The 8,105-nt window shown below is 50.2% G+C and carries 15 protein-coding genes; all 15 read left to right on the forward strand.

Annotated elements, in window-relative coordinates; translation table 11 throughout:
• The first annotated feature begins 69 nt into the window (after positions 1 to 69).
• Complete coding sequence (locus LPH68_RS20765; RefSeq protein WP_007763208.1) at positions 70 to 270, forward strand: hypothetical protein; 201 nt, start codon at positions 70 to 72, stop codon at positions 268 to 270.
• A gap of 13 nt (positions 271 to 283) precedes the next feature.
• The gene (locus LPH68_RS20770) at positions 284 to 676 is read left to right on the forward strand and encodes a hypothetical protein (protein ID WP_007758936.1); all 393 of its coding nucleotides are present in this window, start codon (positions 284 to 286) and stop codon (positions 674 to 676) included.
• Between the two features lie 159 nt (positions 677 to 835).
• Positions 836 to 1,138, forward strand: coding sequence for a hypothetical protein (locus LPH68_RS20775; protein WP_146348690.1), 303 nt, complete (start codon positions 836 to 838; stop codon positions 1,136 to 1,138).
• A 28-nt stretch (positions 1,139 to 1,166) separates the two neighbouring features.
• On the forward strand, positions 1,167 to 1,547 hold the full coding sequence (locus tag LPH68_RS20780) for a hypothetical protein (protein WP_146348691.1): 381 nt from the start codon (positions 1,167 to 1,169) through the stop codon (positions 1,545 to 1,547).
• 11 nt (positions 1,548 to 1,558) lie between these two features.
• A complete protein-coding gene (locus LPH68_RS20785) occupies positions 1,559 to 3,664 on the forward strand; it encodes a hypothetical protein (RefSeq protein WP_230297110.1) in 2,106 nt (701 codons plus the stop codon).
• Positions 3,665 to 3,700: 36 nt separating this feature from the next.
• The gene (locus LPH68_RS20790; protein ID WP_146348693.1) at positions 3,701 to 4,582 is read left to right on the forward strand and encodes an AAA family ATPase; all 882 of its coding nucleotides are present in this window, start codon (positions 3,701 to 3,703) and stop codon (positions 4,580 to 4,582) included.
• The gene (locus tag LPH68_RS20795) at positions 4,579 to 5,241 is read left to right on the forward strand and encodes a hypothetical protein (RefSeq protein ID WP_057280790.1); all 663 of its coding nucleotides are present in this window, start codon (positions 4,579 to 4,581) and stop codon (positions 5,239 to 5,241) included. Before LPH68_RS20790 ends, LPH68_RS20795 begins: the two co-directional genes overlap by 4 nt.
• Entirely contained in the window at positions 5,222 to 5,443 is a 222-nt protein-coding gene (locus LPH68_RS20800; protein WP_117741854.1) for an RNA polymerase subunit sigma, read from the forward strand. Before LPH68_RS20795 ends, LPH68_RS20800 begins: the two co-directional genes overlap by 20 nt.
• Positions 5,443 to 5,913, forward strand: coding sequence for a DUF4406 domain-containing protein (locus LPH68_RS20805; RefSeq protein WP_230297111.1), 471 nt, complete (start codon positions 5,443 to 5,445; stop codon positions 5,911 to 5,913). Before LPH68_RS20800 ends, LPH68_RS20805 begins: the two co-directional genes overlap by 1 nt.
• An 18-nt stretch (positions 5,914 to 5,931) precedes the next feature.
• Positions 5,932 to 6,150 carry a hypothetical protein gene (locus LPH68_RS20810; RefSeq protein WP_117887350.1) on the forward strand — a complete coding sequence of 73 codons (219 nt, stop codon included), beginning with the start codon at positions 5,932 to 5,934 and terminating at the stop codon, positions 6,148 to 6,150.
• A 2-nt stretch (positions 6,151 to 6,152) separates the two neighbouring features.
• Positions 6,153 to 6,575 (forward strand): hypothetical protein, encoded by a 423-nt coding sequence (locus LPH68_RS20815; RefSeq protein WP_117887351.1) that lies wholly within the window; start codon positions 6,153 to 6,155, stop codon positions 6,573 to 6,575.
• A 51-nt stretch (positions 6,576 to 6,626) separates the two neighbouring features.
• The gene (locus LPH68_RS20820; protein ID WP_229119756.1) at positions 6,627 to 6,767 is read left to right on the forward strand and encodes a hypothetical protein; all 141 of its coding nucleotides are present in this window, start codon (positions 6,627 to 6,629) and stop codon (positions 6,765 to 6,767) included.
• Positions 6,754 to 6,951: a hypothetical protein gene (locus LPH68_RS20825; RefSeq protein WP_007562529.1), complete on the forward strand. Its 198-nt coding sequence runs from the start codon at positions 6,754 to 6,756 to the stop codon at positions 6,949 to 6,951. The genes LPH68_RS20820 and LPH68_RS20825 overlap by 14 nt, the downstream gene beginning before the upstream one ends.
• Positions 6,952 to 6,969: 18 nt before the next feature.
• A complete protein-coding gene (locus LPH68_RS20830; protein WP_230297112.1) occupies positions 6,970 to 7,632 on the forward strand; it encodes a DUF3164 family protein in 663 nt (220 codons plus the stop codon).
• A 110-nt stretch (positions 7,633 to 7,742) separates the two neighbouring features.
• Positions 7,743 to 8,012, forward strand: coding sequence for a transposase (locus LPH68_RS20835; RefSeq protein ID WP_087394459.1), 270 nt, complete (start codon positions 7,743 to 7,745; stop codon positions 8,010 to 8,012).
• Positions 8,013 to 8,105 lie beyond the last annotated feature (93 nt).

Genomic DNA, 8,105 nt, shown 5'->3' on the forward strand with positions numbered 1-8,105 from the left:
TAAGATGTAAACAGCGCGCCAAATATACAAAAAAGGCGTGTGATTAGCGAATTTTAAGGATTAAAGAAAATGAAACGATATTGGTTTGAACTGACAGATGAGCACTATAATGATTTGGGTGCTGCCATTTCAGACGGCTGGCAAAAATCACCTGCCATTGCCGAAGCAAAGAGGTGGATGAAGGAAAACGGAGTGAAGGCTGCCATCCTTGTATGCAACAGCATGGCGACGGACAACATACTGGACATGATACATATAGAAGAGAAATAAAAACATAAGGATTATGACACAGCAAGAATTTATGGAACGGACGGGGATAACCCCTACAGCAGAGGATTTTGATTACATCCATGCGGTTTATCTGAACACTTCGATGAACAAGGATGAGTTCTGCAAAGATTTCAAGAAACATGGGGACAGCCGGATTATCCGCGATGTTCATGTGCGAGTGCTGAACTATGAAATGAAATGTGAACGTCAAAAGGAAGTTATCGACAACCTGACCGATTTTCTGATTGGCAAGGCACATGCGTATGACGATACCGATTTCCGCAAAGAAGCGGTAGGGCTGGTCGGTGAGATGGAAGTGGTGAAACGAACCATTGAATTGGGGCTTCCGCTTTGGGATGAAGACAGGATGGTTGTCCTTTCGATGATAGAAGAACAAGGCAAATAGATTGCCGGATAACTGGCAGCCCGGAAAGACGGGCAGGGGCGGCAGGCACGGCCGGAGAGTTGGTAAATCGAAAATGAGAAATCGAAATAAGAAAGCGTAGAAAGCCGTCGGGGTTCGATTCCCTGCGCCCCACGATATAAACTTTTAAAATTTAGAGTTATGGCAAAGAATTTCAATCCGAGAACAGCAGAGAGTCTGTTCAAACAGAAGTTGCGCACGATGATAGGCAGTACGGCACATACGCAGAATATTGCCGACCAGGCGATGGAGCTGGCTGGACAATTCATGACAGAGGATGCGATTAGTAACTCGGATGCCTACCGAGTGTTGGAGAATGTGAGCTGTGTGTGCGAGGAAGCCATGCAAGTGCTGATTGAGGAACTGAAAAAGGGAACACGCCTTTACGAGATACTTCCGGATGATTCGGATGACATCAAGCAGAAAGCGATTGAGGAATTATAAATGAGCAATATATCAAGAGATAAACGATATGAGAAAGCAGATTTTGACAGATAACGAGACAAAGACCTTCCTGATGAAGACATTCGGATGCAGCCGTCAGGCTGTGTGGCAGGCACTGAATTTTGTCCGTGACAGCGACCAGGCGCGCCGGATTCGCACCCTCGCCCTGAAACGAGGCGGCAAACTGACTGACGGGAACTTCATCCCGAACTGTGAAACGACCTTTGAAGAGTGTGAGCATACCATGACCTGCACCTTCGGTCCCCGTGTAAAACTGGTAGTCCACCGGAAGACCAACGATGTGGACGTGTACGTGGACGGAAAACGGACCGAAACCTACCAATGTGAGTTTATATCAGACTTCATGCAGCTGCAGCACGAGACCCAACAGATGGCAGCCGCCTTATAAACAGCAATGAAATGGAGTATTATGGAAAGATATTGTGCATATCCTACAATGACCTGACCTACGACGACCGACCGGTGAAGGTGAACGGGAAGGCTGACTACAGCAGAAGCCGCACGCTGAAAGGCGTTCATCCTTCCACTCTTTCCGAAGAAGAACTTGCTCCCATCCTGTCGGTACCCAATTACAAGAAATTAGCGGCCAAGAAAGAAATCAACGTAGTGCGACCCGGCAAGGGGCTTGGAAGTTATGCACTGGTAGAGATAGCGACCATGCCACTGCGTTTTCAGGAAAGGATAAAACTTAAATACGGAGACATGAAAGAGGACGTTATAAGAAACTGGCTCGGCAACCATTACCACATCGATGCGAAAGCCCGGGAATTCTACACCCGGTTCCGTTTTGACAACGGTGATGCCCTTCCGCCGGAACACATCCAAGAATATACGGTAAACGCTTCGGTAATTGAGGCAGTGATGCGTGCCATGGAGGATGCCACCTTTATGCGTAAGGCCATGAAGGCCGGTCCGGTGAACTGGGGCGAGTTGGCAGGAGCCATCAGCTATTATCAAGCAGAGTTCGGCCATACCTTACCCGTGAGTTCCAACCGCTTCAAGAAGCGTGTGAATGACTTCAAGGCCAACGGCTATGAAAGCCTTATCAGCCGCAAGTTCATGAACCAGAACCGCCGGAAGGTGACCTACGACATTGAACGCCTGCTGCTGAGCATCGATGCCCAACCGGAACAGCCCTTCAATACCACCGTGTGGGAACAGTACAATCTATTTGTACAAGGAGAACTGGAGCTATATGACCCCGAAACCGGCGAGGTGTTGAATCCGGCAGACTTTACCGACAAGGATGGAAATCCGCTGGTATTGAGCCCGGCCACGGTAGCCAACTACCTGAACAACCCAAAGAACAAGGCTCTTCGCGGTAAGCTGCACATGAGCCAGTGGGACTTTAACAATGCCTACCGTCCTTATCATCTGCGCAGCATCGGTGAATATTCCTTGAGTAAGGTTTCGCTTGACGACCGCGACCTGCCGCGCCCAATGAAGGACGGCAACCGCGTGAAAGCCTATTATGCCTACGATGTGGTGAGCGGTGCTGTAGTGGGATATGCCTACAACCGGTACAAGACAGGCGAGCTGTTTTTGGACTGCATGCGAAACATGTTCCAGACTCTGGACCGGAACGGCATGTATATCCCCGCCGAGTTGGAAGTGGAACACCACCTGGTAAGCGACTTTGCCGACGGATTGATGCAAGCCGGTACCGTCTTCCCCCTGATCCGCTGGTGTAACCCCGGGAACTCGCGTGAAAAACGTGCCGAGCACAAGAACCGCGAAAAGAAATACGGTGTGGAGAAACGCACGCAGGTAGGCATTGGCCGCTGGTGGGCCAAGCTGGAAGCCAACCGCCCGAAGGAAGAGAAAGTGTATGACGAAAAGAACAACACCTACAAGGTGAAGACCTATAGCTATGAAGAACTGGTAGCCGATGATATACGCGCCATTCAGACCTTCAACGCACAGCCTCACCCAAACCAGAAGCGCTATCCGGGCATGAGCCGTTGGGATGTGCTTTGCGCTCATCAGAACCCGAACCTTGCCCCTTGGGATAAAGCCGTTCTTTACCGGTTCATCGGGCAGCACACCGAAACAACCATCCGGCAGAATACCTACTGTACGGTGATGTACAACCAATACGGACTGCCCAGCCCGGAAATCATCGAAAAACTGGAGCCGAGAAACTACAAGGTAGATGCCTATTATCTGCCCGATGCCGACGGAACCATCAACGAGGTATATATCTACCAGAACGGACGATATATCGCCACATGCAAGCCCGTAGCCCGTTACAATGAGAATACAGCCGAGCAGACCGAAGCCGACAGGGCAGCCTATACCGAACAGGCCAAGTATGTAGCCAAATTCGACAAGATGATGAAGGACGGAAAGATCAAGCGTGTGGGCATCCTTGCCAAAGAGGAAGCGAAGCTGATAACAGAGGTACAAGCGGAAGCCGTTCCCCTTCCTGCACAAGCCGAAGAAGACGATTACTCAGCCTATATGGACATCAGTGCCTTCGAGCATGATGCGGTAGCCAAGATATAATTAACGACGTTAGAACGAATTTAAAACAGCATTCAAATGGAAATAACAAATGAAGTAAAGCAACGTATTGTGGCAGCGATAGCCGCCGACCGTGAAAATTATCCCAGTGACAACCGCCATGCCACGGCACTGGGCATAGCCCCCAGCGTGTACAATACCATCAAGCGGGGCAATTATGAAAAGCAGGTCAGTGATGCCAACTGGGTAGGCATAGCCCGAAGACTGGGCGTGCAACTGCGCACGGAAATGCCCTGGCTGGCAGCCCAGACCCCGACCTACGTGTTTGTGAGCAAGCAGCTGGAAGTGTGCCAGGGCAGCGGTCTGAGCGCCATCCTGTGCGATATGCCCAATATCGGCAAGACCTTTACAGCGAAAGCCTATGTGAAGCAGCACAAGCACGCCGTGTATGTGGACTGCAGCCAGGTGAAGACCAAGCTGAAGCTGATACGCTACATTGCCAAGGAATTCGGCGTGACCAGCAACGGACGCTACAGCGACGTGTATGAGGATCTGGTGGCCTACCTGCGCACGATTGATACGCCCCTGGTTATTCTGGACGAAGCCGGCGACCTGCAGTATGAAGCCTTCTTGGAGTTGAAGGCCCTGTGGAACGCCACGGAACGCTGCTGCGCCTGGTACATGATGGGAGCCGACGGACTGAAGGAGAAAATCAACCGCGCCATCGAAGGCAAGAAGGTGGGCTATACCGAGATGCTGAGCCGCTACGGTGACTCTTACAGCAAGGTGACCCCGGACGATGCGCAGGAACGCGAAAAGTTTCTGAAGGCACAGGCAGCCATCGTGGCCAAAATCAATGCCCCGGACGGTGCCGACATTGCCAAGATTGTTCACAGCACCGGAGGCGGCTTGCGGCGCGTATATACCGAAATCGAAAAATTAAGGAGGATGCAAGCATGAAACTGAAAAGAGCCTACAGCCCCGGTGAGGTGCTGAATATGAAGATACCCCGGTATGAGTTTACCGGGGCTTGGCAAGCCTCGATAGGCAACCCTGCCAAAAGCGGCGTGTGGATTATCTGGGGTGCCAGCGGGAACGGGAAGAGCAGCTTTGTGATGCAGTTGGCCAAGTATCTGTGCGGCTTTGGACGTGTAATCTATGACAGCCTGGAAGAAAGCACCGGCCTTTCGTTCCAAATGAGCCTGAAACGGCATAAGATGGACGAAGTGCGCAAGCGGTTGGTTATCCTTGACCGCGAGTCGATGGACCAGCTGGAGGAACGTCTGCAGCGCCGGGGCAGTCCCGGCATTGTGATTATCGACAGTTTCCAGTACAGCGGGTTGAACTACAAGACCTACAAGGAGTTTAAGGAGCGCCACCCCAAGAAACTGTTTATCTTCATCAGCCATGCCGAGGGGCTTCATCCGGCAGGTAGAAGCGCCCGCAAGGTAGAATATGATGCCGATGTGAAAATCATGGTAAGCTGTTTCAAAGCCTGGTGCAAAAGCCGCTTTATGGAAAAACCCGGTGAACCTTATGTAATTTGGGAAGAAGGCGCTGCCAAAACATTGAAGGACGATAATATGGAGGATTATTTGAATGATGGAATGGGAGAATAAGCTGTACCAGATACTCCTGAAAGGACAGGAGGCGGAGGCCGTGGTGGACGATTGGGTAGAGCGTAACATACAAAGCGACCTCCGTCTGCGCAGGGCCAAGACAAAGGGACACGTAGTGATAGAAACCAGGGATGTGATGTTTGCCCGGAATATCCAGGTATGGCATCCGTCCTGCCAAATAAACATTAAAGATTTGAAGTGATGGAAAAGAAAGAAGAAAAGAAAGTGTGCTGCATCTGCGGCAAAGAGTATGAGGGCTACGGATACAATCCGTTCCCGGTGAAAGAAGAAGGCTGCTGCTGCCAATCGTGCAACTACAGTGTGGTCGTTCCGGAACGGTGGGAACGGCACAAGGCTTATCAGCGCGGTGAGGTGACCGGTGCCGGGAAAGTGTACATCAGCGGAGCTATCGCGCACTATGACATGGATGAGCGCAAGGAAGCCTTCAGCCATGCCGAGGAGGAACTGAAGGCACAAGGCTATGACCCTGTAAACCCTTTCAGGAACGGATTGCCGGATGAAGCTCATTGGAGAGTCCACATGCGGGCCGACATTGCCCTGCTGTTGGCTTGTGACTATATCTACATGCTGAAGGACTGGGAACTGAGCAAGGGAGCCAAACTGGAACTTGACGTGGCCAGTTCGTGTGGCATTAAAGTGTTGTTTGAATAACCTTTTAGTTTTTGAATTATGGCAAAAGAAATTACGGTACTTGTAAAGTTTAGAGGATCAGTTCCTGAAGATGCAAGCATTGCTGACATAGAGGAACAAATAGATTGCAGCCTTGAGAACAGCCTTCGTTTGAATTTCTCGGATTCCAAAGAAGAAGATGATGATTTGAGAGAACCGTGGATAGAACGTGAGGATATGTATATTACGGAAAAAGGATTCCAATTATTAATAGAATAAAGATGGCACAGGAAGTAACCAATTTCGCCCGATTTTACACATTGTTCAACAAGCTGCCCTGTACAGGAGACCGGGAAGGGCTAAAGAAGCAAATCGTTCTGCAGTACACGTGGAACCGTACGGAAAGCCTCCGTGAAATGACATCCAAGGAATATGAAGCCTGCTGCTGTGCCTTGGAGAAACTGACCGGGCAGGATGAATGGCGGCAGAAACTTCGCGAGGAACTGCGACGGAAACGCAGCGTCTGCCTGAAGCTGATGCAACAGTTGGGTATAGACACCACCGACTGGAACCGGGTGAACGAATTCTGCAACAACCCCCGGATAGCCGGCAAGCCCTTTGTTCAGGTTAGTACAGCCGAGCTGGAACAACTGGCCATCAAACTGCGGGCTATCCAACGAAAAGGAGGTTTAACCGATAAATAGAGCAATATGGATAAAAAAGCACATGAAGCGCTTGAGCGCATAAGAAAAGACGTGACCCTTACGACATCCGATATGGAGAACCAGGATGCAGCGGAGTTTTTCAACGAACTGGCCGACTGGGCGTATGCCAATGGGGAGGCCATGCTGATAGACGATGAACCGGAAAAGCAGGATGATTATGAGGATAGATGACCAAGACAAGCTGATAAAAGCGGGGTTCTGTATAATACGAAAGGATGATTATCCAGGCCCGAGGATAAAGATGTGTACCGGCATAAACGGTGGCTGGAAGACATACAAGAAGTTTGAAACCAAAGCAGAAAGAGACAGGACATTCGCTTTGCTGCTGAAGGATGACAAAGTAATAGCTGATTAACAACTAAAATGATTTAAAATGGAAAAGAACAATCAAAGTGTGGACATCAAGTCCCTGAGTAAGGAACAGCGAGCAGCCCTCATGGCCCAGCTGCAGCAAGAAGAGAAAGAAGACCGCATCGCCCGTCGTGAAACTTACGAGGCATTACGCGGTGAGTTTATGCTCGAAGTAAAGACCAACGTCCTTGAGATGGTGAATGCCGTGACCGGGTTCCGCGGATGGCTGGAAAAAGAAGCCGATGCCTTTACCAAGGTGATGAAGGAATACGGCCAGGTGAAAAGCGACGAACAGCGCAGCTACACCATTACGGACGGTGACTTCCGTCTGGAGGTGAAAAGCAACAAGGTGAAAGGCTTCGATGAACGAGCCGACATGGCAGCCGACCGTCTGATTGACTACCTGAAGCGCTACATGCAGAACAGCGAGAAAGGTTCTGATGATCCGATGTATCAGATGGCCATGACCCTGCTGGAGCGCAACAAGATGGGCGACCTGGACTACAAGAGCATTTCAAAGCTGTATGAACTGGAAGATAAGTTCGATGAAGAGTATGCAGACATCATGCGCCTGTTCAAGGAAGCCAATGTAGTGCAGCGCAATGCCACCAACTACTACTTCAGCCGCCGCAACCCTGAAAACGGCGTATGGACCCGCATTGAACCCAGTTTCTGCCGTTTGTAGCCGAAACCCGTTAACCCTGTAAACAGAAAGCGCCGCAGTTGTTATAATTGCGGCGCTTTTGTTCTTAAAATAGATGGAAATCAGTTATTTTTGTAAGAGAAATAAAATGTATGGGCAAAGGACGGGATAAAGAACTGATCAAGCTGCGTGACGAGGCACTGTGCCGCCGTTACTACTATTGGACAGAAATACAGCGGTTGCGGTTCGACGATGCTTTAAAAGTGTTGTCGGAGCGCGAATTCTTTATATCCGAGGAACGTATCATGACCATCATCCGCCGGAAATCACGTGAGGGAACAGACTACAATCTGAAGCCTGTTCCCAAGGTGAAAGCCCCCCGTCTGACTGCCGCCCAGCTTGAACTATTCCCCGTAAGATGACGGCATGGCCGATTCATCGTGCAGTGTGAATGAGAATGTCATTTCATAGACCTTGATGTAATGCGGCATGGCATACGAGCGGCTTTTCTCGCG

The sequence above is a fragment of the Bacteroides sp. 1_1_30 genome (genome assembly GCF_020982715.1).
Taxonomy (GTDB): Bacteria; Bacteroidota; Bacteroidia; order Bacteroidales; family Bacteroidaceae; genus Bacteroides; species Bacteroides xylanisolvens.